The sequence below is a fragment of the Actinomyces ruminicola genome (genome assembly GCF_900103885.1).
Classification (GTDB): domain Bacteria; phylum Actinomycetota; class Actinomycetes; order Actinomycetales; family Actinomycetaceae; genus Actinomyces; species Actinomyces ruminicola.
The window spans coordinates 96797-115764 of record NZ_FNIM01000006.1; the positions used below are offsets into that span (position 1 = coordinate 96797).

Here is an 18968-nt window from a genome sequence, read left to right on the forward strand (position 1 = left end):
ACGGCCGTTCTTGTCATCAACCAGAAGGAGCCGCGATGGCATCCGCCCGCACGTTCAGCGCTCGGCTCTCCGGAGGGCTGCGCCTGGCGCTCTCGCTGACGCTGCCGCTGGCGGCCTGCACGAATGCCGCCGACTGGAAGGCCACCCGGGAGGGCGGCGAGGCCGCCTTCACCGGCTATGACACCTCCGGCATCCAGGCGCAGGAGGACATCATCGCCATGCTCCCCGAGGGTGCCCTGGCCGACGGCGTGCTCGACATCGGCGCCTCCACCGACTACGCCCCCGCGGAGTTCCTGGACACCGACGGCACCGCCATCGGCTACGACGTCGACCTGACCAAGGCCATCGCCGCCGTGCTCGGCGTGGAGTCGACCACGCACACCGCGGAGTTCGACTCCATCATCGCCGCCATCGGCTCGAAGTACGACGCCGGCGTCTCCTCCTTCACCGTCACCGCCGAGCGGGAGGCGGCGATGGACATGATCGCCTACATCAACGTGGGCTCCCGCTTCAACGTGGTGGCCGGCAACCCGGAGGGGGTAGACCCCTCCGACCATCTGAACCTGTGCGGGCTGACCATCGGTGTGCAGACGGGCACCGCCCAGGAGGAGGCCATGAACGCCGACTCCGCCGCCTGCACCGCGGCGGGCCTGCCCGCCATCTCGGTGCGCTCCTACTCCTCGCAGTCCGAGGCCACCACGGGCCTGATCGGGCACGTGGTCGACGCCGTCTACTCCGACTCCACGGTGGCCGGATACGCCGTCGAGCTGACCGACGGGGCCGTGGAGACGGTGGGCGAGATCGAGGACGCCCTCCCCCAGGCCATCGTCCTGACCAAGGACGATCCGCAGTTCAACGCCGCGATCCAGGCCGCCGTCCAGTACCTCATGGACTCCGGCATCTGGGAGGAGATCCTGGATGCGTGGGGCATTGAGGACGCCGCGCTCACCACCGCCGAGCTGAACCCGAACGTGGAGCAGTGAATATGACCCCGACACCCCATTCCGCTGCGGCCGCCTCCGCACAGGCCCCCGACCAGCCGGTGCAGCTGAACCGCGTCAAGCCGGTCCCCCGGCCGGGCACCTGGATCAGCGCCACCGTCGTCGCCGTGCTCGGCGCGATGCTCGTCCATGCACTGTTCACCAATGAGAAGTTCCACTGGGGCACCGTCTGGTTCTTTTTCCGCGAGGTGCACGTGGTGCGCGCGGTCGGCTGGACGCTGCTGCTTACCTTCCTGGCGATGCTGATCGGCATCGTGCTGGCGGTGACGACGGCGGTGATGCGCCAGTCCTCCAACCCGGTGCTGCGCTGGGTGTCGCTGTCCTACCTGTGGTTCTTCCGGGGCACTCCGATCTACACCCAGCTGGTGTTCTGGGGGGCGCTGTCGGCGCTGTACCAGTACCTGAGCCTGGGCATCCCCTTCGGGCCGGAGCTGCTGACCTTCCGCACCACCACGGTGTTCACCCCCTTTGTGGCCGCCGTGCTGGGGCTGGGCATCAACGAGGGCGCCTACCTGTCCGAGATCGTCCGCTCCGGCCTGGCCAGCGTGGACCCCGGGCAGACCGAGGCGGCCGGCGCCCTGGGCATGAGCAAGGGGCAGATCCTGCGGCGCATCGTGCTGCCGCAGGCCATGCGGGTGATCGTGCCGCCCACCGGCAATGAGACGATCTCCATGCTGAAGACCACCTCCCTGGTGCTGGCGGTGCCCTTCACCCTGGACCTGACCTTCGTCACCAACTCCTACGCCTCCTACACCTACCAGACCATCCCGCTGCTGATCGTGGCGGCACTGTGGTACATCATCATCACCTCGATCCTGATGGTGGGGCAGCACTTCATTGAGCGCTACTACGGCCGCGGCTTCGACGGCTCCACCAAGGCCGGTGGCAGGCGGGGCATGTCCGCGCGCCAGCAGGCGATCCTCGACTCCCACACCACTAAGGAAACGCCCTTCCTGGAGGTCACCCCGTGAGCGCATCGAACGCAACTCCGGCCACGTCCGAGTCGGCCGTGCCCAAGGTCCGCATCGCCGGGCTGCACAAGTTCTTCGGGGAGCTGCACGTCCTGAAGGGCATCGACCTGACGGTCCAGCCCGGCTCCGTGACCGTGCTGGTGGGCCCCTCCGGCTCCGGCAAGTCGACGCTGCTGCGCTGCATCAACGAGCTGGAGACCATCGACGCCGGCCGTGTGTGGGTGGACGGCGAGCTGATCGGCATGCGGGAGGTGCAGCGCCCCGACGGCACCGTGCAGCTGCACGCCCTGACGGACAAGCAGCGCGCCGCCCAGCGCTCCAAGATCGGCATGGTCTTCCAACGCTTCAACCTGTTCCCCCACATGACGGCCCTGGGCAACGTCATCGAGGCGCCCATCCACGTGCGCCGCATGGACAAGCAGCAGGCGCGGGCGCGCGGCGTTGAGCTGCTGGAGCGGGTGGGGCTGGGCGACCGGCTGGACCACTACCCCTCGCAGCTGTCCGGCGGGCAGCAGCAGCGGGTGGCGATCGCCCGGGCGCTCGCCATGGACCCGGAGCTGATGCTCTTCGACGAGCCCACCTCCGCCCTGGACCCCGAGCTGGTGGGCGAGGTGCTGCAGGTGATGCAGGACCTGGCCGCCGACGGCATGACCATGGTGGTGGTCACCCACGAGATGGGCTTCGCCCGGGAGGTCGGGGACCAGCTGATCTTCATGGACGGCGGACTGGTGTGCGAGTCCGGCGACCCGGTTCAGGTGCTGGACCACCCCACCCAGGAGCGCACCCAGGCCTTCCTCGCGTCCGTGCTGTAAGCCCCGTCCACCCGACTACCGCAAGACGTCGGCCCGCCAGGTGCCCTCGTCCCAGTCGACCAGGCGCCAGCCGGAATCCGGGTCGCCCTCCACCACGCTGACGGCGGTGTTCCGCATGGGGTGGTTGGCGATCCAGGCCGGGTCCGCGCCCCCGGCTGCGGCCGCCGCCAGCGCCACCCACAGCCGCAGGATGGTGCCGTGAGCCACCAGCAGCGCGGTACCGCCGGTGCGAGTGGAGTTGTAGATCTCCTCCACCACGGCATTGAAGCGGGCGAAGGTGTCCGCGCCGTCCTCGGGGCTGCCGGGGATGCGCGCCGCCGTGCGGCCAACCATCCAGGAGCGGGTGGTGTCCGTGTAGCAGGCCACCGAGCGCACGTCGGTGTTCATCTCCATGTCCCCGGCCAGCACCTCCCGCAGGCCGGGGCGGATGCGGGCTGCCAGGCCCGTGGCCCGCTCAATCGGCGCGATCGTCTCCCGGGCCCGCTGGATCGGGGACACCCACAGCGAGGAGATGGCATCCAGGTCCCCACTCGCCTCCAGGCGGGCGGGCAGCAGGGAGGCCTGCTCCACGCCGACGGCGTCGAGCGAGTTACCGGGGAATGCGGTGTCCAGGGCGCCGGCGACATTCGCGATGGTGCGGCCGTGGCGAATGAGGAGAAGCTTCACGGCGCCTATCCTGCCAGGCGCACCGACCGCTCCGCGACGTCCTGCAGGGACTTTAGGACCACGGGTAGGGGCCGGCGCCGCGAGGCCTACTCCCCCGGCGCGCCCCGTTGGCGCCGCCGGACGGCTCGCGCCTGGTTCCCGCCCGCGCGTTCTGCGGCGGACGGGAGGACGCCGCCCCTGTACGTGCGGGGGCGGCCGGGCGGGCCGGGGCGGCGTCCCCGAACACTACGTGCTCGACCACACGCCGGGCGTGCCTGGCGGTGCGCCGGTAGACATCCTCCAGGTCCCGCTCGCTGCCCGCCGGGATGCCCAGCAGCCGCGCGACCAGCCGGATCTCCCGCTGATCGGTGGGCAGCACCTGCACCCGTTCCCCGCCCTCGCGGCCGGTGCCCAGCACGGTGGCGGCGCGCACCCGGGAGGCCAGCACCCAGGCGGCGGTGAGCTTGCCGGCGTCGTCCACCCCGAGCAGGCCCGCCTGCGCGGCCGCAGCCAGTGCCTCCAAAGTCGAGGTGGTGCGCAGTCCCGGCACCCGCGCAGCCCGGGTCAGCTGGAGGATCTGCGCGGACCACTCCACGTCGGACAGGCCGCCTGGCCCGAGCTTGACGTGCCGACTCGGGTCTGCGCCCCGGGGCAGCCGCTCGGCCTCCATCCGGGCCTTGAGCCGCCGGATCTCCCTCAGCCCGGCGTCGTCCAGCCCCTCCGGGCTCCACCGCAGCGGACTGATCAGCTCCTCGAAGCGCTCCCCGAGTCCCCGGTCGCCGGCGCAGGCGCGGGCGCGCAACAGGGCCTGCCGCTCCCACACCGATCCCCAGCGCTGGTAGTACTCCGCATAGGAATCCAGGCTCCGGCTGACCGGCCCCTGCCGCCCCTCCGGGCGCAGCCCGGTGTCCACCACCAGCGGGTGCGGGCGGGCCTGTCCCATCAGCCGGGTAACCCATTTGGCGACCGCCTCCGCCTCCGCGGCCGCCCCGTCGGGATTGGCGCCCGGGAGCGGCTCATGCACGAACAGCACGTCGGCGTCGGAGGTGTAGGTGATCTCGCGCCCACCCAGCCGGCCCATGGCGATGATGGCGTGACGGGCGGTGGCGGCGGGCCAGGTACCGTCCTCATCCGGTCCTGCAGCAACCGCGTCCCGCCCGTCCCGCTGCGCAACCACCAGGCCAGTAGCCACAGTCAGGGCCGCCCCCAGGACGGCGTCGGTGGCGTCCCCGAGTATCCGGGCAGTGCGGCCGGGGTCGACGCCGTCGAGGGAGTCGGCCAGGGCGGCGCGGATGAGTTCACGGGTGCGCACGCTCATCACCGCACGGATGGCCTCTGTGGCCTGCTGCTCCAGGCCGGCGGTGTCGGTGGCGGTGAAGGCGCGGCGGCGCAGCACCCGTTCGGTCTCGGCACAAATGGCGCCGGCCGGGCGGGCGGCCAGCTCGGCGTCGTCGTCGAGCCAGGCGATGGAGTCGGGGCGCTCGGCCAGGCGGTCGGTGGTCCAGCGGGCACCGGACAGCACCTGGCACAGGCGGCGGGCGGCCACGGGCGAGTCCCGCAGCATGGCCAGGTACCAGTGGGAGCCGCCAATGGACTCCGAAAGCCTGCGGAAGGACAGTAGACCGTTGTCGGGATCGGGGCCCTGCCCGATCCAGCCGATGATCACCGGCAGCAGCTGGCGCTGAATGGCGGCGCGGCGGCTGACGCCCTCGGTGAGTGCCTGGATGTGGCGCAGGGCGCCGTCGGGGTCGAGGTAGCCGAAGGCGGCCAGGCGCTCCCGGGCGGCGGCCGGGGTGAGCGTCATCTCCTCGGTGGTGAGGCTGGCGGCGGCGCTCAGCAGCGGCCGGTAGTAGATCTCCTCGTGCAGGGCCCGCACGCGTCGGCGCACCGAGCTGAACAGCTTGCGCACCGCGGCGGGGTCCTTAAGCCGCCGCCGGTCTATGCCCCGACCGATGCAGCGCAGGTCGGCGGCGCTGGCCGGCAGGTCGTGAGTGCGGCGCATACGCAGCAATTGGGAGCGGTGCTCCAGCAGGCGCAGCATCCGGTAGCAGTCTCCGAGCTCGGCGGCATCGGAGCGCCCCACGTAGCCGCCCTCCGACAGCTGCGCGAGCGCGTCCAGGGTGCCGCGCACGCGCAGGCGCTCATCGGCGCGACCATGGACCAGCTGGAGCAGCTGCACGGTGAACTCCACGTCCCGCAGGCCTCCGGGGCCGAGCTTGATGCGCCGATCGTCAGGACCGGGCTGCGCGGACTCGACCTCGACCCGGCGGCGCATGGCCCGGGCGTCGTCGACGAAGTTCGCTCGTCGGCTGGCCGACCAGACCATGGGGGCGACGCCGGCCTCGTAGGCGGCGCCGAGCTCCCGGTCACCGGCGCAGGCGCGGGCCTTGAGCAGCGCCTGGAACTCCCAGGAGGAGGCCCAGCGCTCGTAGTAGGCCAGGTGCGAGTCCAGGGTGCGCACCAGCGCCCCGTCCTTGCCCTCGGGGCGCAGCGCCGTGTCCAGCGGCCACAGGGGCGGCTCCGTCCCGCTGGTCGAGGTGGCCCGGGCGATCTCGGCGGCCAGCTGCGTGCCGATACGGACCATGCTCTCCTCGTCCACGGGTTCGGCCCCATCCCAGCGGGCAGGGCCGACGACGTAGACGACGTCGACGTCGGAGATGTAGTTCAGCTCCCGGGCGCCGGCCTTGCCCATGGCGATGATCGCCATGGCCACGTGGTCGGCTCCGGGGCCGACCACGGCGCGCGCGACGGTCAGTGCCGCCTCGAGGGCGGCGTCGGCAAGCGCGGTCATGCGCTGACCAACCACCGGCATATGGGCCAGCGGCGTGTCGGAGGCCAGGTCGTCGGCGACGACGGCGAGCAGCCTGCTGCGGTAGGCGATGCGCAGGGCGCTGATGGACCGCTCGGCGAGCTCCGCGGAGATCGGCGTCGGCACCCCGTCCAGCACTGCGGTGACGGCGTCGGACAGGGCCATATCGGGCGGGGGCTGGCCGGAAGCGTCCCAGGCGTGCTCAGGGGCGAGGGAGTCCAGGTGCTCGGGGTGGGTGATCAGGAAGTCGCCGAGCGCCTGGGAGGCACCGAGCACCGCGAACAGGCGGGCACGGTGCGCAGCACGGGCTTCATCGGCCGTCCGGTCCTCAGAGTCCTCTCCGGCCTCGGGCTCCAGGCGCAGCAGCGCGCGGAGCGCGTACGCGGGGGCGCACACGCCGCTGGAACCGCCGTCGGAACCGGCGCCGCCACTAGCCTGGGCCGGCTCGGCTGCGGTGCCGGCGCCGATCACGGTGCAGGCCTCCGCCAGGCGGACAAGCGCGAGCAGGGCCAGGTCCGGGTCCGCGGTAGCGCCAAGCTCGTCCACGAGCCGTCCACGGGCCGGGTCGAGCCCTGGCAGCTCGCCCTGCGTGCCGGAGCCGGACGGGCTGGCCACCGGCGGCAGGAAAGGGGCCAGCGCCGGGTCGGTGAGCAGAGCGTAGGCGCGCTCTACCTCAGTGAACCCGGCCCAAAGCAGCCGGGCCCGGGTGCTGGGCCAGCGGCTGCGCCTGTTGAGGACGGGATCGCCGCCCGCTGGCCCCGCGGAGCTGCTCCCCGGGCCTCGCCCCGTCTCCCTCCCATGGTTGGTGGGCATCACGGCGTCACAGTCTCGGGAAGAACTGGCTGATCTCGAAGTCGGTGACCTGGGCGTCGTAGGCCAGGTACTCGCGGCGCTTGTTGCGGCGGAAGAACTCGAAGGCGTCCTCCCCCAGGGTGTCGGCCACCAGGTCCGACTCGGCCATCGCGGCCACCGCGCTCTTCAGGGAGGTGGGCAACGCGCCAATGCCGAGCGACTTGCGCTCCAGCTCCGACAGCGCCCAGACGGTGTCCTCCGCCTCAGCGGGCAACTCGTAGCCCTCCTCGATGCCCTTCAGGCCCGCAGCCAGAATCACGGCGAAGGCCAGGTAGGGGTTGGCGGAGGAGTCGATGCCGCGGAACTCGATGCGCACGGACTGGGCCTTGCCGGGCTTGTGCATGGGCACCCGCACCAGGGCGGAGCGGTTGTTGTGGCCCCAGCACACGTAGCTGGGGGCCTCGTCCCCGCCCCACAGCCGCTTGTAGGAGTTGACGTGCTGGTTGGTCACCGCGCAGATCTCGGTGGCGTGGTGCAGCAGGCCGGCGATGAACGCACGCCCTGTGGCGGAGAGCTGGTACTGCCCGGCCGGGTCATGGAAGGCGTTGCGGTCACCCTCGAACAGCGAGAAGTGGGTGTGCATGCCGCTTCCGGGCTGGCCGATGAAGGGCTTGGGCATGAAGGTGGCCTGGCAGCCCTCCTGCAGGGCCACTTCCTGGACCACGGCGCGGAAGGTCATGATGTTGTCCGCCATGGACAGCGCGTCGGCGAAGCGCAGGTCGATCTCGTTCTGGCCGGGGCCGCCCTCGTGGTGGGAGAACTCCACCGAGATGCCCATCTGCTCAAGCATGAGGATGGCGTGACGGCGGAACTCGTGCGCGGTGCCGCCGGGCACGTGGTCGAAGTAGCCGGCGTAGTCGGTGGGGACGATGCGGCCGTCACCGTCACGGTCCACCAGGTAGAACTCGATCTCGGGGTGCACGTAGCAGGTGAAGCCGGCGTCGGCCACGCGGGCGAGCTGCCGCTCGAGCACGGCGCGCGGATCGGTACGGGCCGGTTCGCCGTCGGGAGTGAGCACGTCGCAGAACATCCGGGCGACGCTGTTGACCTCCTCCCGCCAGGGCAGCATCTGGAAGGTGGAGGGATCCGGGGACAGGAGCATGTCGGATTCGAACACGCGGGTGAGTCCCTCAATGGCGGAGCCGTCGAAACCGATCCCCTCCTCGAAGGCGCCCTCCACCTCGGCGGGGGCGATGGCAACCGACTTGAGTTGCCCGAGCACGTCCGTGAACCACAGTCGGATGAAGCGGATGTCGCGTTCCTCGATGGCGCGGAGGACGTATTCCTGCTGCTTGTCCATGATGCTGTTCATTGCCTCCTTGCGCGGCACTGGCCGGCGCGTGTCCGGTAGGGCGACGCGGCCGCCGCATGCTTGCGGAGGCAGCCTATCGGCTCGAGGAGTCGGCCGGGTTTCGAGAACCGACGCCACCAGCGACTGTGTCTGGGCCTATGCTGGTGTCGGAGCGAGGCCAGTGGAGGAAGATTACGGTGATCCGGACCTACAGCGACTTCGCCGCTTGGAAAGCGGACGAGGCGGATAACCACTTCGCCGTTCAGGTGCTCAAGAACCTGGTGACGGAGCTTCAGGCCATGGCGCCCGGCCCCGAGTTGGACCAGGCGCATGGTGAGCCTCCCTCAACCGGCCATCCGGGCTGGGACCGGCTTATCCAGGGCGCCGCCCTATGGACTGGTGCCAGCAGGCTGAACGACCCCGCGGTGCTTGACTGGGCTCGCCGCACTCCGGACGATGTCAGCGACATCTTCGATCCGCTGGCGCCGCAACGTCGCTTCGCGTTGTCCTACCTGCGCACTCCCGTCCCGCTGCGGGAAAAGGGCGTGTGCCTGGCCCGCGGCAACCTGCAAGGAGTGTGAACCATGGAGGAGTTCACCCGAGAGAGCATCATTGCGCTGCTGAAGGAGCTCAACACCCTGTTGGAGGAGCACGGCCAGGAGGCTGAGCTGTACATCGTAGGTGGCTCCGCGATGGCCCTGACCTATGACATCAGGCGCACAACCGCGGACATAGACGCGGCTTTCCTGCCACGCGACGTGGTGCTCGAGCACGCGCGGACGATCGCGGCTAGGCACGGCCTGTCTCCGAATTGGCTCAGTGATGGTGTCACCGACTTGGGTTTTGACTTCTCCGCTGACGCTGACCCGCGCACGATCGAGATCGGTCCCGCGTTGACGGTCAATGTAGCCTCCCCAGACTATCTCTTGGCCATGAAGGTACTGTCCTCAAGACAGTCGGACGCTGATCGCCGCGACGCAGTCGCTCTTTGCCGCCTCATGGGGTTGACGAACGAGGCTCAGATCCAACAGCGAGTCGGCCGCTACTTCCGCGTCGACGGCCGTACAGAGCTCTTCGTGGAGGACATCGCGGCAGAGCTTTAGCGACGCTTCCGGCTTGGGGTGTGGCGAGCGGGGCATGAGGAGTCATCTCCTCGGCCTGATGGTTCGTGCCTTCTGATCGACAATCCCCAGCCCGCATGCGACGAGTAGGCTCCGGGCATGAGCACTTCCGCGTCCTCTCATCCGGTCGGCGAGCCCTCTGCGACCGCCGATACCGCCGCCGATACCGCCGCAGGTGCCGTCGCGGCCGCCGCCAGCGCTGCGGACGCTCCGGCATCGCAGCTCTCGCAGGTCAAGAAGGTGCGCGTCCACCACCTGGTCGGCGCCAAGGAGCGGGGCGAGAAGCTGACCATGCTCACCGCCTACGACGCCGTCACCGCCCGCATCCTCGACGCTGCGGGTACGGACATGCTGCTGGTGGGCGACTCACTGGGCAACGTGATGCTCGGCTACGACTCCACCATGCCGGTAACCCTCGACGAGATGGTCGTCGCCACCCGCTCGGTGGCCAGCGCCGCCACTCGGGCACTGGTAGTGGCTGACCTGCCCTTCGGCACCTACGAGGCCGGCCCGGAGCAGGCCCTGGCCAGCGCCGCCCGGCTCATGCGGGTGGGGGCCAACGCCGTCAAGCTCGAGGGCGGGCGCCCCCGCGCGCAGACGGTCAAGCTGCTGTCCGACGCGGGCATACCGGTGGTCGGGCACCTCGGCTTCACCCCGCAGTCGGTCAACAAGCTGGGCGGCTTCCGGGTGCAGGGCCGCGGCGAGGACGCGCAGGAAGCGCTGCTGGCCGACGCCGTGGCGCTGGCGGACGCCGGGGCAGTCGCCATCGTCCTGGAGATGGTGCCCGCCCCCGTGGCATCCCGCATCACTCAGGCGGTGCCGGTGCCCACGATCGGCATCGGTGCGGGCGCCGGCTGCGACGGCCAGGTGCTGGTGTGGACGGACATGGCCGGGATGACCGACTGGACGCCGCGCTTCGTGCGCCGCTTCGGGCAGGTCGGCCAGGCGCTGCATCAGGCCGCACAGGACTACAACGCGGCCGTGCAGGACGGCTCCTTCCCGGGCCCGGCGGAGAGCTTCGAGGCCTGAATACCGACGCCTGTACTCATCCCGGGTAGAGGTGTCAGCGCCGCCACCGGCGCCAACGAGCCGCAGCACCGCGCGGCCCGCGGCTCGCACATCCGGCTCTCAGGAGTCCTGCGCCGCCACTCCTTCCGGGTGCTCCCAGTCGATGGGCACGGGCACGACCCCCACGAACGCGCTGCTGAAATCCCGGACCGGGTAGGTGACCCCCTGGTTGCCGGGGTCCTCCGCCCAGGCGAGCAGCCGCGGAGCGCCGTCGACGGCGGCCGGGGTCACCTCCACGGTGGTCACCGCACAGTTGGCCATGGGCGCCATGGCGTAGATCTCGGGGCCGACCCAGCGGGCCATGATGGTCATCAGAGTCATGCCGTGGGAGACGACGAGCACGTTGTCGACAGTCTGCCCGCTCGCTGCGGCGGCGCGCAGGTCGGCGAGGATCCGGGCCAGGGCCGCGTCGACGTCGGCGAGGTACTCACGGGCGGTGATGCCGTCGGGAGCGCCGGGGTGGACGCCGGCCAGGACGGCCGGCAGGTGCTGCTCCGCGGGCAGGGCGGCGTGCATGACCGGGTCGGGGCCGCCGTCGTAGATGCCGTAGTTGTACTCGCGCAGGCCAGTGAGGTTCACGGGTTCCACTCCGGGGTGGGCCTGCAGCAGGATGCCGCCGGTCTCCTGCACCCGGCCCTGGGGGCTGAAGTAGGCGCGGGTGAAGGGCACCTCGGCGAGGTAGTCCCGGCAGATCTCGGCGCCCACGCGCCCCTCGGGAGTGAGCGGGGAGTCCGACCGTCCCTGGGTGCGCCGCTGCTCGTTCAGGACGGTGCGGCCGTGCCGCACGAAGTAGATCCTCGCCATGCCGCAATCGTATGGCAGTGCACAGTTTGGCGTGGGTTCCACTGCGCATATGGCTCCTATGCTGTCGCCATGACTACAGCGACCACCGTGCTCGCGGACCGGGCTCCACGCGGCACCCTCACCAAAGGCGTTCTCACCCCCGAGCGGCACGTGCCCGCCTCCGTCGCCCGCCCCGAGTACATGTTCCATGACGGCCCGGAGCGGGTGACGGCCTCCGACGTCAAGGACGCCGAGACCATCGAGCGGATTCGCGCCGCGGGCCGGATCGCGGCCCGGGCCATGGCGGAGGCCGCCAAGGCGATCGCGCCGGGAGTGACCACGGACGAGCTGGACCGGATCGCGCACGAGTACATGTGCGACCATCACGCCTACCCCTCCTGCCTGGGCTACATGGGCTTCCCCAAGTCGATCTGCACCTCGATCAACGAGGTCATCTGCCACGGCATCCCCGACTCCACCGTGCTGCAGGAGGGCGACCTGATCAACCTGGACGTGACCGCGTACTACGAGGGTGTCCATGGCGACACCAACGCCACCTACGCGGTGGGTGAGGTGGACGAGGAGACGGCACTGCTGATCGAGCGCACCCGCACGGCCATGGAGCGCGGCATCAAGACCGTCAGGCCGGGGCGCGAAGTCAACGTGATCGGTCGCGTCATCGAGAAGTACGCCAAGCGCTTCGACTACGGCGTGGTGCGCGACTACACCGGACACGGGGTCGGTGAGGCATTTCACTCCGGGTTGATCATCCCCCACTACGACTCCGCCCCCCGCTTCGACGACGTCATGGAGGTGGGGATGGTCTTCACGATTGAGCCGATGCTCACACTGGGCACGGAGGACTGGGAGCAGTGGGACGACGGCTGGACCGTGGTCACCAAGGACCGCTCGCGCACGGCCCAGTTCGAGCACACGCTGGTGGTTACGGAGAACGGCGCAGATATCCTCACCCTGCCGTGAGCCGCGTATCGACTCCGCACGCCCGCACTTCCGGCGCCGAGTTCCGCCCCGCCCAGACGCGGCCGGGCACTTCTCCCCATCCTCTTGGCTGAGACGAATGCGCCATGAGCGCATCCCCACGTGTACATTCATCTTCGTGACATGTCCGCGACCGACACTCGCGGCATCGCGTGACAACATGCATTCCCCTTCCCGGAAGGTTGTAACTCATGGCTCTACGCTTCAACCCGCCGCCGAACTGGCCCGCGCCCCCCGAGGGATTCACTCCCCCCGCGGGCTGGCAGCCCGACCCCGCCTGGGGCCCCGCCCCCGAGGGCTGGCAGCTGTGGGTCGAGGACTCCGCCCCCGGCGCGAGCGCCGGTTCCGCTCCACAGGCGGGCTCTGCACCCGACGCCGGCTGGGCGCCCACCCAGGCCGTCCCCGCCGGCGCGTCCGCTCCCGTGGCTGACCCCACCGGCCAGTCCGCCTCGGCTCCCTCCGGCGACTACGCCTCCGGGGCGAGTCCGTACGCAGCCAGCATGAACTATGCCCAGTCTCCGACGCCGTACCACAACCAGCAGCAGGCTCCGGGGGCCTCTCCGCAGGCCGCCGGCTGGCAGCCGATCGACGTGGGCCAGGGCGGCCCCGGCGGCAAGAAGCCGGTGACCAAGCAGTGGTGGTTCTGGACCATCATCGGCGTGGTCGTGCTGGCGCTGGTGATCGGCCTCATCGTGGCGCTGACCGGCGGCGACGACGAGGGCGAGCAGCGTTCAGGCACCACGACATCCAGCCGCAGCGACGACTCGGACGACAGCACTTCCAAGGACGACAGCTCTAGCGATTCCTCCTCGGACGACAAGAGCGACGATTCGGACTCCTCCTCTGACGTGGGCACCACCATGGACAACCCGGGCGACCCCGAGAAGCAGCAGATCACCTTCACGGCCAGCGAGTACGCCGACGACCCGGACGCGTCTTTCGATGTGGCGTTCGGCTCCGTCGAGTGGGATGCCACGTCCACCGTCGAGTCGGAGGCCGGCAAGTACCGCTACGAGGACCCCGGCAGCGGCAAGGTCTACATGCGTGTCCCGGTCACCGTGACATATCACGGCAAGGGCAAGATGGATGCCTACGACCTGACGGTCGACTACGTCAAGGACGGCAACACCACCGAGCAGACCAACCTGTACATCGACAGCGAGTTCAAGCAACAGGACATGCCGCGTGACGGCGGCACCGCCACGGGCTACTTCATGTTCATCATCAGCGAGGAGGACGCCAAGGCCCAGGAGGGCGTCTTCGCGGTCAAGGGCTTCTATGGCTCTGACGAGCTGTACATGGCGGCCAAGTCCTTCTGAGCCCGTCTGACGGGCACCAGCCCGGATGCTCAACCGGTTCTATTGAGCGACGGCGGCCCCGCCCATTGGGCGGGGCCGCCGTCTGCCTGTTTGCGAGGGAGCGCGGACGAGCCGACCTGTACGCCGGGTTCTGTTGCCGCCCACCGTTGCCGGTGCGGCGGTGGCGACCATCCATCTTGGACCACCGTTGCCGGTGGCCTCACGCGACCTACCCGCAGGCTCGGGCGAGCAACCCTTTCCGCCACCGTGATGACGGGCACCTGCTGCGCGGTCTTGCTCCGGGCGGGGTTTACCTAGCCGTGGCGGTCACCCGTCACGCTGGTGGGCTCTTACCCCACCGTTTCACCCTCACCGGCCGAGGCCGGCGGTCTGCTTTCTGTGGCACTGTCCCGCGGGTCACCCCGGGTGGCCGTTAGCCACCGCCCTGCTCTGTGGAGCCCGGACGTTCCTCGATCCGCCGGCTAACCGGCGGTACCGCGGCCGCCCGGTCGGCTCGTCCGCGGGGAAGATTCTAGGCGAACGGCGCGCCAAGGGGGTAGCGGGCTGCGCCCGGCTCAGCCTTCAGTCCTCCATGCGGACCACGATCACGTCGTTGTCCTCGGCGTGGATGATCCGGTCCTTCGGCGCGGCCATGATCCGGGCGTACTCCTGCGGGCTGATCTCGACGCTGCCGCCCTCGACCCGGCGCCCGTACAGGGCCACGGCCCCCAGCCCGCCGGTGGACTTGCGCACCGCCTCGTATTCGGCCAGCAGCTGGTCGTCGATTACGGCCGCCAGGTCCGCGCGCTTGGCGCGAGTGTCAGCGATCTGAGCATCCAGTCGGGCGAAGTCGGCGTCTCGGGAGGCCGTCAGCTCCCGGCCGCCGGCCCGAATCTCCTGCTCCTCGGCTCCGGCCGCATCCGCCTCCGCCTGCGCGGCCTCGAGGGCCTCCATGGCGGCTATCTGCGCCTCCTCCAGGGCCGTCTGGCGGCGGCCGAGCTGATCGATCTCGGACTGAATGGCCGGCAGGTCGCGGGCCGCTGCCTGACCGGATGAGAGGCGTTCCCGCAGCACCTGGGCACGACGGACGACCTGGCCGACCTCCTCCTCGCGCGTCTTGGCGTTGGCCTGCGCCTCCTGAAGCGCGGCGGCGGCCACGACGGCGCGGCGGCGGTTGGTCTTCAGGCGCTCGACCGTGGCCTCAATGCGTTCCAGCACGGGCAGGTGCTTGCGCTCGTGGGTGAGGCGTGCGAGCTGCGAGTCGAGTCCTTGCAGGTCGATGAGCAGTCGCTGCTGGCTGAGGGGGGCGCTGGTCACGGCTTGATCCTTCGCTGATCCGTCGGGGTGGGTATCGAGTTTTGAACGGCAGTGCCTTCCGCACGCTGCGCACCGTCCGCTCGAGGCGGGCACGGCTGCCACCGAGCGCCCGCGGCGTGGCCTCGAGTCAGGACCCGGTGCTCAGGCGCAGCGCCCACGGGTCGGTGACGATCTGCGACACGTGCGTGCGAAGTCTATGCCCGCGCGCGGCCGCAGCGGCCTCGAGCCCGGCGGCCAGCGGCGGCAGCCCCACCCATTCGGTGGCCCAGTGGGTACCGCACAGCAGGTATGGGCGTCCCGCCTCCAGATGCTCGCTGGCCGGATGGTGTCGCAGATCCGCGGTCAGGAACACGTCGGCGCCGGCGGCGCGAGCCGCCTCGAGCAGCGAGTCCCCGGCGCCGCCGGAGACGGCGACCGTCTCGACGACCGCCTCCGGGTCTCCGCCCACCAACAGGCCGGGAGCGGAGTCGGGCAGGGCCGCCGCCACGCTCTCCGCGAAGTCGCGCAGGCGGGCGGGCGCCGGGAGCCTGCCTACTCTGCCGATGCCCTGGGAGGGGTCGGCGGGGCTGGGTTGCAGCGGCCGGGTCCGTTCCAGGCCGACCCGTGCGGCCAGCGCGGAGGCGACCCCTCCGTGTGCGGCGTCAAGCGTGGTGTGCGCATTCGCCAGGGCGATGCCCGCGCGGATGAGCCGGTGGGCCACCCGCCCCTTGGGGTCGATGGCCGAGACGTGGTCGGTGCCGCGCAGGTAGAGGGGGTGATGAGTGATGACCATGTTCGCGCCCCGCGCAATGGCCTCGTCGACGACGGCGGCCACCGGGTCCACGGCCAGCAGGATGCTGTGCACGGGGTCATCCGGGTCTCCGCAGATCAGCTGGTTGGAGTCCCACGACTCCGCCAGCTGCGGCGGGGCGGCCGCCCGCAGCATGGCCTCCACCTCCCCGACGGTCAGGGGCCTGATGGTCTCCGCTTCCTGGGCGCCGTTGGGTGAGGGCTGGGTCATGGACACAGGTTAGCGGCCGAAGTGCCCCTGGCGGGTTTCGAACCCGCACGCCCGCAGGCAGCGACTTTTAAGGTCGCCGTGTCTACCGTTCCACCACAGGGGCCGGAGTCCTGAACCCGGTACCCCCTCTGGGATTCGAACCCAGGACCATGTGCTTATCAGGCACGCACGAGGTATAAGCTCGCTGCTCTAACCACTGAGCTAAGGGGGCGCGAAGGCGAGCCCGCGGTACGGGGCCCGGCTTCGGCGTCGGCCGCAGGGCCGACGCCCTAGAGACTATCAGCCCCGGGGGTGGCGTATTTCCCACGTCTGTTCCCGTGCGTCGCTCGGCAGGCGGGCCTAGCCTTGACTACTCCGACTCAACTTGTGCCGCGCGCCTGGCATGGTGCGCACGTCTTGGAAAGAGAACCATGAAGCTCGCGCAGCGCGGACTATTCGCACCGCCGTTCCACGCCATGAGTATCGGTGCGCGCGCCCGCGAGATCGAGGCCCAGGGGCACTCGGTGTCCAAGCTGAGTCTGGGAGAGCCCAGCTTCGGCGCCCCGCCCCCGGTGCGCGAGGCGCTCGCGCGCGCCGCCCGGCAGGATCTGCCCTACACGCCCGCCGCCGGGCTGCCGCAGCTGCGCCAGGCGATTGCCCGCTTCTACCGGGAGCACCACCGCGTAGACGTCAGTCCCGAGCGCATCCTGGTCACCTCCGGCGCCTCAGCCGGGCTGCTGCTGGCCACGGCCCTGACGACCGAGCCGGGTGACGACGTCGTCATCGCCGATCCGTGCTACCCGTGCAACCGTGAGCTAGTGGCGTCCTTCGGGGGCCGCATCGTGATGGCGCACACCTTCGCGGAGACCCGCTACCAGCTGGACGTCGATGCCATGGAGACCGCCTGGACCCCGTACACCAATGCGGTCATGATGGCGACGCCGTCGAACCCCACGGGCACCTCCATCCCCTTCGACGAGTTGGCTCGGCTGTGCGCTGCCGCACGCGCGCAGGGGGCGTGGCGGATCGTGGACGAGATCTATCTGGGGCTGTCCGATCCGGACGCGCAGGGCCGCCCGGCTCGCACGGTGCTCGCCACGGATCCCGACGCCATCGTCGTGTCCAGTTTCTCCAAGTACTTCGGGATGACCGGCTGGCGGTTGGGCTGGCTGGTACTGCCCGAGGAGCTCGTCGAGCCGGCGCAGAATCTGGCGGTCAACTACTTCCTGTGCGCCTCGACGCCGGCGCAGATCGCCGCGCTGGAGGCGTTCGCCCCCGCCTCGCTCGCGCTCTGCGAGGAGCATCGGGCGGAGCTGGTCGACCGGCGCCGGCTGACGCTGGGGCGCTTGCGCAGCCTCGGCCTGGAGGTGCCGGTGGAGCCAGACGGGGCCTTCTACATCTACTTCGACGTCTCCGCCACGGGGCTGTCCTCATGGGACTTCTGCATGCGGGCGCTGGAGGAGGCGCACGTGGCGCTGACGCCGGGGCGCGACTTCGGGGTACGCACCGCCGAGTCGCACGTGCGCCTGTCCTATGCGGCCTCGTCAGCGGAGATCACCGAGGGGCTGGACCGGCTGGGCGGCTTCCTGGAGGGCCTGGCCTGACCGCGGGCAAGCAGACGCCGCACCCCGGCCAGGCCGGTGGCGGAGTTGCGCGCCCACCCGGGCACCCACGCGGACAGCCCCAGGTCGATGATCCCGGCCAGCGCGGAGGCCGGCTTGTGCAGCAGGTCCTCGCCCAGCCGGTAGTCGCGCCCCCGGGCCAGGCGTGCGGCCAGGTCGGGGCACTGCCGACGCAGAAACATCCGGGCCTTGAGCGCGTGCACGCAGTCGGAGACGATGATGATACGGGCGGAGTCCTCAAGCAGGGGGATGACGGCGACGATGTTCTCCCAGGTGGAGCGACTCGTGGTCTCAAGTGCGAGCGGTCCGGTGTAGCCGCGGTCTTCGGTGGCGTAGCGGGCCATGAGCTCGGCCTCCGTAACCGGCCCCGCCACCGCCCCGCCGGACAGCACCAGCTGGGACTCCGGCGTGCTGCGACTGCGCAGGCCGGCCCGCACACGCCTACGATTCTCGGCTCCAGCGGTGGGACCGGGATCGGCGTGCCCGAGCACCACCACCGTCTCTCCCCCGGGCGCAGACGCCGACACGGCACCCGGCCCCAGCAGGCAGTGGGACGCGATCCAGTGCGTCGCCTCCCCAGCCGCAAGCACCGCGACGACGACGGCGCCCAGGACCAGCGGCGCGCGACCGCTGGGGGAAGCACTGGCCATGGGGATCCTTCCGGCAAGCCTCGACGCGCCAAGACCAGGGCATGGAGCTGACAGTGGACCCGGCCGGGCTCGAACCGACGACCTACGCGGTGTAAACGCGTTGCTCTACCAGCTGAGCTACAGGTCCTTGTCCGCCGCCACCGACGGTCGGCGGCGCGGGCGACAGTTTACGCCATCAATGCCTGCGGCTGGACACGCGGATGCCGCTCCAGCGCTCGCCCATGGAGGCGGCGGAGGTGGCGTGCATGCCGGCGGTGCGGGCCGCCTCCTCGATCTCGGTGGCGTCCACCGCCCCGGTGGTGCGGGCCTTGGGGGTCAGTACCCAGACCGTGCCGTCGCCGTCGAGGTTGGCCTGGGCGTCGACCAACAGGTCGGTCAGGTCGTCGATGTCGCCGTCGTCGTCCCGCCACCAGATGATGGCGGAGTCGGCGACGTCCTCGAAGTCCTCGTCCACCAGCTCGGTGCCGGTCTGGGCCTCGGCGGCCTGTCGTAGGGTCTCGTCGACGTCGTCGTCGTATCCGAACTCCTGGATGATGAGACCGGGGGCGAAGCCGAAGGCTCCGGCCGCTGTGCTCGCCACTGTTGTCCTCTCCGTTTCATGCCTGGGCCACACATGGACCACTCGGCCCACCCGTCGGCCGCGGTCGCGGCACTCGGTTGTGACTACTGCACTAGCCCACCGCACTGGACCCACCGGGCGCAAGCGAACACGCCCGAGAGGCCCACGCAAGCAGGTCGTTCCTTGGCGCT

The 18968-nt window shown here is 70.5% G+C and carries 17 protein-coding genes, 3 tRNA genes and 1 other RNA gene; 9 read left to right on the forward strand and 12 right to left on the reverse strand.

Annotated features, from left to right (window positions below):
* Positions 1-35 precede the first annotated feature (35 nt).
* Genes BLR49_RS06745 through BLR49_RS06755 form a run of 3 tightly spaced genes read left to right on the forward strand, consistent with a single transcriptional unit; the run spans position 36 to position 2784 of the window.
* Positions 36-983 carry an ABC transporter substrate-binding protein gene (locus tag BLR49_RS06745; RefSeq protein WP_092535374.1) on the forward strand — a complete coding sequence of 316 codons (948 nt, stop codon included), beginning with the start codon at positions 36-38 and terminating at the stop codon, positions 981-983.
* A 2-nt stretch (positions 984-985) separates the two neighbouring features.
* Positions 986-1972, forward strand: coding sequence for an amino acid ABC transporter permease (locus tag BLR49_RS06750; RefSeq protein WP_092535377.1), 987 nt, complete (start codon positions 986-988; stop codon positions 1970-1972).
* The gene (locus tag BLR49_RS06755; protein ID WP_281241801.1) at positions 1969-2784 is read left to right on the forward strand and encodes an amino acid ABC transporter ATP-binding protein; all 816 of its coding nucleotides are present in this window, start codon (positions 1969-1971) and stop codon (positions 2782-2784) included. The genes BLR49_RS06750 and BLR49_RS06755 overlap by 4 nt, the downstream gene beginning before the upstream one ends.
* Before the next feature lie 15 nt (positions 2785-2799).
* On the opposite strand, the gene BLR49_RS06760 is transcribed toward BLR49_RS06755, so the two are convergent.
* The 3 genes from BLR49_RS06760 to glnA are packed head-to-tail and all read right to left on the reverse strand — an operon-like array spanning position 2800 to position 8390.
* Positions 2800-3450, reverse strand: coding sequence for a histidine phosphatase family protein (locus BLR49_RS06760; protein ID WP_092535380.1), 651 nt, complete (start codon positions 3448-3450; stop codon positions 2800-2802).
* A 52-nt stretch (positions 3451-3502) separates the two neighbouring features.
* Positions 3503-7051 carry a bifunctional [glutamine synthetase] adenylyltransferase/[glutamine synthetase]-adenylyl-L-tyrosine phosphorylase gene (locus BLR49_RS06765; protein WP_092535383.1) on the reverse strand — a complete coding sequence of 1183 codons (3549 nt, stop codon included), beginning with the start codon at positions 7049-7051 and terminating at the stop codon, positions 3503-3505.
* 7 nt (positions 7052-7058) lie between these two features.
* Positions 7059-8390 (reverse strand): type I glutamate--ammonia ligase, encoded by a 1332-nt coding sequence (gene glnA, locus BLR49_RS06770; RefSeq protein ID WP_092535516.1) that lies wholly within the window; start codon positions 8388-8390, stop codon positions 7059-7061.
* Positions 8391-8578: 188 nt separating this feature from the next.
* On the opposite strand from glnA, the gene BLR49_RS06775 reads away from it, so the two are divergent.
* From BLR49_RS06775 to panB, 3 genes are all read left to right on the forward strand, one after another.
* A complete protein-coding gene (locus BLR49_RS06775; protein WP_092535386.1) occupies positions 8579-8962 on the forward strand; it encodes a hypothetical protein in 384 nt (127 codons plus the stop codon).
* A 3-nt stretch (positions 8963-8965) separates the two neighbouring features.
* Positions 8966-9484, forward strand: a complete 519-nt coding sequence (locus BLR49_RS06780) for a DUF6036 family nucleotidyltransferase (protein WP_092535390.1) — start codon at positions 8966-8968, stop codon at positions 9482-9484.
* Positions 9485-9742: 258 nt separating this feature from the next.
* Positions 9743-10531 (forward strand): 3-methyl-2-oxobutanoate hydroxymethyltransferase, encoded by a 789-nt coding sequence (gene panB / locus BLR49_RS06785; RefSeq protein WP_281241803.1) that lies wholly within the window; start codon positions 9743-9745, stop codon positions 10529-10531.
* A gap of 99 nt (positions 10532-10630) precedes the next feature.
* On the opposite strand, the gene BLR49_RS06790 is transcribed toward panB, so the two are convergent.
* Positions 10631-11374 carry a histidine phosphatase family protein gene (locus BLR49_RS06790; protein ID WP_092535396.1) on the reverse strand — a complete coding sequence of 248 codons (744 nt, stop codon included), beginning with the start codon at positions 11372-11374 and terminating at the stop codon, positions 10631-10633.
* A 69-nt stretch (positions 11375-11443) separates the two neighbouring features.
* On the opposite strand from BLR49_RS06790, the gene map reads away from it, so the two are divergent.
* Together map and BLR49_RS06800 are read left to right on the forward strand one after the other, a co-directional pair.
* Complete coding sequence (map, locus tag BLR49_RS06795; protein WP_092535399.1) at positions 11444-12334, forward strand: type I methionyl aminopeptidase; 891 nt, start codon at positions 11444-11446, stop codon at positions 12332-12334.
* Positions 12335-12543: 209 nt separating this feature from the next.
* Positions 12544-13671, forward strand: a complete 1128-nt coding sequence (locus BLR49_RS06800) for a hypothetical protein (RefSeq protein WP_092535402.1) — start codon at positions 12544-12546, stop codon at positions 13669-13671.
* Between the two features lie 103 nt (positions 13672-13774).
* On the opposite strand, the gene rnpB is transcribed toward BLR49_RS06800, so the two are convergent.
* The 5 genes from rnpB to BLR49_RS06825 form a co-directional block, all read right to left on the reverse strand.
* Positions 13775-14167: RNase P RNA component class A (gene rnpB / locus BLR49_RS06805), an RNA gene on the reverse strand.
* A gap of 65 nt (positions 14168-14232) precedes the next feature.
* Complete coding sequence (locus BLR49_RS06810) at positions 14233-14967, reverse strand: zinc ribbon domain-containing protein (protein WP_092535406.1); 735 nt, start codon at positions 14965-14967, stop codon at positions 14233-14235.
* Between the two features lie 127 nt (positions 14968-15094).
* Complete coding sequence (locus BLR49_RS06815; protein ID WP_092535410.1) at positions 15095-15967, reverse strand: Nif3-like dinuclear metal center hexameric protein; 873 nt, start codon at positions 15965-15967, stop codon at positions 15095-15097.
* A 22-nt stretch (positions 15968-15989) separates the two neighbouring features.
* Positions 15990-16070, reverse strand: a tRNA-Leu gene (locus tag BLR49_RS06820).
* 17 nt (positions 16071-16087) lie between these two features.
* Positions 16088-16178: transfer RNA gene (locus BLR49_RS06825), tRNA-Ile, on the reverse strand.
* A 199-nt stretch (positions 16179-16377) separates the two neighbouring features.
* Here BLR49_RS06825 and BLR49_RS06830 point away from each other — a divergent pair.
* Positions 16378-17550 carry an aminotransferase class I/II-fold pyridoxal phosphate-dependent enzyme gene (locus BLR49_RS06830; protein ID WP_092535413.1) on the forward strand — a complete coding sequence of 391 codons (1173 nt, stop codon included), beginning with the start codon at positions 16378-16380 and terminating at the stop codon, positions 17548-17550.
* On the opposite strand, the gene BLR49_RS06835 is transcribed toward BLR49_RS06830, so the two are convergent.
* From BLR49_RS06835 to BLR49_RS06845, 3 genes are all read right to left on the reverse strand, one after another.
* Complete coding sequence (locus BLR49_RS06835) at positions 17478-18218, reverse strand: YdcF family protein (RefSeq protein ID WP_092535416.1); 741 nt, start codon at positions 18216-18218, stop codon at positions 17478-17480. The two genes, BLR49_RS06830 and BLR49_RS06835, sit on opposite strands and share 73 nt — an antisense overlap.
* Before the next feature lie 54 nt (positions 18219-18272).
* Positions 18273-18345, reverse strand: a tRNA-Val gene (locus tag BLR49_RS06840).
* 48 nt (positions 18346-18393) lie between these two features.
* Complete coding sequence (locus BLR49_RS06845) at positions 18394-18798, reverse strand: DUF3052 domain-containing protein (RefSeq protein ID WP_092535419.1); 405 nt, start codon at positions 18796-18798, stop codon at positions 18394-18396.
* Between the last annotated feature and the right edge of the window lie 170 nt (positions 18799-18968).

What these genes read in the sequence shown, in the direction of transcription:
- BLR49_RS06745 (WP_092535374.1), top strand. Translation starts at nt 36, where the DNA reads ATGGCATCCGCCCGCACGTTCAGCGCTCGGCTCTCCGGAGGGCTGCGC.
- BLR49_RS06750 (WP_092535377.1), top strand. Translation starts at nt 986, where the DNA reads ATGACCCCGACACCCCATTCCGCTGCGGCCGCCTCCGCACAGGCCCCC.
- BLR49_RS06765 (WP_092535383.1), bottom strand. Translation starts at nt 7,051, where the DNA reads ATGCCCACCAACCATGGGAGGGAGACGGGGCGAGGCCCGGGGAGCAGC.
- glnA (WP_092535516.1), bottom strand. Translation starts at nt 8,390, where the DNA reads ATGGACAAGCAGCAGGAATACGTCCTCCGCGCCATCGAGGAACGCGAC.
- BLR49_RS06780 (WP_092535390.1), top strand. Translation starts at nt 8,966, where the DNA reads ATGGAGGAGTTCACCCGAGAGAGCATCATTGCGCTGCTGAAGGAGCTC.
- BLR49_RS06790 (WP_092535396.1), bottom strand. Translation starts at nt 11,374, where the DNA reads ATGGCGAGGATCTACTTCGTGCGGCACGGCCGCACCGTCCTGAACGAG.
- map (WP_092535399.1), top strand. Translation starts at nt 11,444, where the DNA reads ATGACTACAGCGACCACCGTGCTCGCGGACCGGGCTCCACGCGGCACC.
- BLR49_RS06800 (WP_092535402.1), top strand. Translation starts at nt 12,544, where the DNA reads ATGGCTCTACGCTTCAACCCGCCGCCGAACTGGCCCGCGCCCCCCGAG.
- BLR49_RS06815 (WP_092535410.1), bottom strand. Translation starts at nt 15,967, where the DNA reads ATGACCCAGCCCTCACCCAACGGCGCCCAGGAAGCGGAGACCATCAGG.
- BLR49_RS06830 (WP_092535413.1), top strand. Translation starts at nt 16,378, where the DNA reads ATGAAGCTCGCGCAGCGCGGACTATTCGCACCGCCGTTCCACGCCATG.
- BLR49_RS06835 (WP_092535416.1), bottom strand. Translation starts at nt 18,218, where the DNA reads ATGGCCAGTGCTTCCCCCAGCGGTCGCGCGCCGCTGGTCCTGGGCGCC.